The organism is Sphingomonas sp. (genome assembly GCF_031380695.1).
Taxonomy (GTDB): Bacteria; Pseudomonadota; Alphaproteobacteria; order Sphingomonadales; family Sphingomonadaceae; genus Sphingomicrobium.
Genome location: NZ_JANMWY010000207.1, coordinates 1 through 2,925, shown reverse-complemented (window position 1 = coordinate 2,925; position 2,925 = coordinate 1). Strand labels below are relative to the sequence as shown.

Annotated in this window: 4 protein-coding genes and 1 pseudogene; 2 read left to right on the top strand and 3 right to left on the bottom strand. The window is 66.1% G+C overall.

Annotation, left to right across the window (positions count from 1 at the left end; all coding sequences use genetic code 11):
* Together RMN84_RS07590 and RMN84_RS07585 are read left to right on the top strand one after the other, a co-directional pair.
* Window positions 1-295, top strand: a pseudogene (locus RMN84_RS07590) (glutathione synthase); the annotation flags it as partial.
* Window positions 296-910: a DedA family protein gene (locus RMN84_RS07585; RefSeq protein ID WP_309611572.1), complete on the top strand. Its 615-nt coding sequence runs from the start codon at window positions 296-298 to the stop codon at window positions 908-910.
* A gap of 173 nt (window positions 911-1,083) precedes the next feature.
* Here the strand turns inward: RMN84_RS07585 and RMN84_RS07580 are convergent, their stop codons facing one another.
* The 3 genes from RMN84_RS07580 to RMN84_RS07570 all read right to left on the bottom strand — a co-directional run.
* A complete protein-coding gene (locus tag RMN84_RS07580) occupies window positions 1,084-2,013 on the bottom strand; it encodes a tyrosine recombinase XerC (RefSeq protein ID WP_309611571.1) in 930 nt (309 codons plus the stop codon).
* Window positions 1,998-2,549, bottom strand: a complete 552-nt coding sequence (locus RMN84_RS07575) for a DUF484 family protein (protein WP_309611570.1) — start codon at window positions 2,547-2,549, stop codon at window positions 1,998-2,000. Before RMN84_RS07575 ends, RMN84_RS07580 begins: the two co-directional genes overlap by 16 nt.
* Before the next feature lie 62 nt (window positions 2,550-2,611).
* A partial coding sequence (locus RMN84_RS07570) for a transaldolase family protein (RefSeq protein WP_309611569.1) occupies window positions 2,612-2,925 on the bottom strand: 314 nt, incomplete at its 5' end.

Here is a 2,925-nt window from a genome sequence, read left to right as displayed (position 1 = left end):
CAACCGCATTCCCGGTGAAGGCGAAATCCGCTCGAACCTGGCGGTCGGCGGCACGGCGGCGAAGGCCGAGCTGACCTCTCGCGAGCAGGAAATCTGCGAGGCAATGGGGCCGGAGCTCAAGCGGCGTGGGCTGATCTTCGTCGGCATCGACGTGATCGGCGGCGAATGGCTGACCGAAATCAATGTCACTTCGCCGACGGGCATCGTCGCGATCGACCGATTCAACGGCACCGACACCGCTGCCATGATTTGGGACGCGATCGACGTTCGCCTGGCCCAGCGTAAAGGCGCGTAAATGATGTCCGACTGGGTCATCCGCCTGATCGAGCAGGCCGGCTATCTGGGCGTCGCCTTCCTGATGTTCCTCGAGACCTTATTTCCGCCGATCCCGTCGGAAGTGATCATGCCGGTCGCGGGGGTGGCGGCGGCGAAAGGCAAGCTGTCACTGGGCTGGGTCATCGCCAGCGGCACGGCCGGGGCGATGCTCGGCAATATCGTCTGGTATCTCGCTGCCCGCGCGCTCGGCATCATCCGGCTGAAGCCGTTCATCCTGCGCTGGGGCCGGTGGCTGACGATCGAATGGGACGAAATCGTCCGTGCCGAGCGCTGGTTCGGGACGCGGGGGTGGCTGATCGTCGGGGTCGGGCGGCTGCTGCCGACCGTGCGTTCGATCGTGTCGGTGCCGGCCGGGCTGCTGAAGATGCGGTTCCTGACCTTCACGATCGCGTCGAGCGTCGGCACCGCGCTGTGGACGGCATTGCTGGCCGGCGCGGGCTATCTGATGGGCGCGCGTTATCATGACATCGACCGGGTGATCGGGCCGGTGGCGAACGGCGTGATCGTTGCGATATTAGCGCTGTACGCAGTCCGGTTGTGGCGGGGCCGGAAGGTCGTGGCATCGTTCGACTGATCCATTGTGGATATATTCTGCGGAGGAATTCAACTTGATGCCGGACCTTTAAAAACCGCCAATATGGTTATTTAAGAGACGAGTAATGCTTTCTGCCCATTTGAGGTTGGGCCGTCGCGACGAGTGCATTCCCACTGGTCTCTCGTCGTGGCGGCAACTTCCCCAAACCGCAATCAAGCCCGCGGATGCGCGTGGCGGTAGGTGTCGAGCAGGTGGGCCGCGTCGACGGCGGTGTAGATTTGCGTCGACGACAGGCTGGCATGGCCGAGCAATTCCTGGAGCGAGCGAAGATCGGCGCCGCGCGCAAGCAGATGCGTCGCGAAGCTGTGGCGAAGCGCGTGCGGCGTGACGCTGTCTGGCAGGCCGAGGCGGTGGCGGGCACCGCGCACGGCGCGTCTCACGAGATCGGGATTGAGCGGTCCGCCCCGCTCCCCGAAGAAAAGCGGCCCGGTGCTCAAGAGCGGCCATGGGCAGGCCTTGGCATAAGCCTCGATCGCTTCCCTGACCATCGGCAGGATCGGCACGACGCGGGTCTTGGCGCGCTTGCCGGTCACGCGCAGGGCCGCACCGAGCGGCAATACACTCGCCGTCAGCGACAGCGCCTCCGACACGCGCAGACCCGACCCATAGAGCAGCAGCAGAATCGCCAGATCGCGCTGTCCGACCCACTCGACCGCGCTCGCATCGCCGGCGTCGCGGGCCAGCGCGAGCGCATCGTCGGGGCTGGCCGGACGAGGCAATGTGCGCGGGCGGCGCGGGGCGCGGGTGCGGGGCAGTTGCGGGGTGTTGCCCGCTTCCTGCGCGGCATAAGCGAGGAACCCGCGCACTGCCGACATTTCGCGCGCCGCCGACGCCGCGCCGAGCCCGCTCATCCGCCGATCGCCCAGAAACGCACGCAGGTCGGCCGCCGAAAGGGAGAGCAAAGCGAAGCGGCCGAGCTGCTCACCGCGATGGCGGCTGAGGAACGCGATGAAGCGATGCGCGGTGGCGACATAGGCGCGGACGGTGTGGACGGAGCGGCGGCGGTCGTGGGCGAGGTGGCTGGCCCAGCGCACCGCGAGCGCCTGCGCCGGGTTCGGTTCGGGGTCTAGCTGGTCAACCACCGCCGCATCATAGACGTGATGCTGCGCCCGAGGAACAGCAGCAGTTCCGAACCATGATGCGTGTCGAGATTTTGCGAACTGCGCTGCCCGAGAACCAGCAGGCCGCTCGGCAAGGGGGCGTCGGCATCGAGCCGGATCAACGCTTCGGAGCGGATCAGGCTGGACGCCGGGCCGAACAGCGGATGGCCGCGCCCGACATTGCGCAAGGTGACGCCGTCGACCTCGCTCATCGTCCGTTCGATCCACTGCGACGCGACCGCCTGCACCCCGTTGACGTCGGCGCGGAAGCCCTTGTCGCCGACGATCAGCGCGACCGACACGGCATCGAGGCCGAGGATCAGTGGCCACTCCTGCGTGACGACGTGGATCAACGCCTCGAAGCTATCGGCGTCGATTGCCGCCAGCACGGCTTCGTGGATCGACGTGACCGCGCCCGAATGGCCGCGGGCGAAGGCGATCAGATCCTGGTTCGCTTCCTCGACCGCGCCGAGCCGCTGGCGAAGCTTCGCCACCGCCCGTTCTTCGAAGGAAATCACCGTTGCCACCCGCGCAGCTTACGCCTGGCCTGGTTAATTTCCAGTAGCTTGGTGAAAAGCGCTTAGCCGATCGCCTGCCCGGTTGCTTGCCAGTCCTTCAGGAACGCCGCGATGCCGAGGTCGGTCTGCGGGTGGTTGAACAATTGCATGATGACCTTGGTCGGTGCGGTGACAACGTCGGCACCGATCTTGGCCGCCTCGACGATGTGCATCGGGTGGCGCACGCTGGCGACGAGGATTTCGGTCGGGAAATCATAATTGTCGTAGATCATGCGAATGTCCGCGATCAGGTCCATGCCGCTGACTCCGACATCGTCGAGGCGTCCGACGAACGGCGAAATGAAGCTCGCCCCGGCCTTCGCCGCGACGAGCGCCT

Excerpts from the sequence above, each read along its gene's own strand:
- RMN84_RS07585 (WP_309611572.1), top strand. The coding sequence starts at position 296 with ATGATGTCCGACTGGGTCATCCGCCTGATCGAGCAGGCCGGCTATCTG.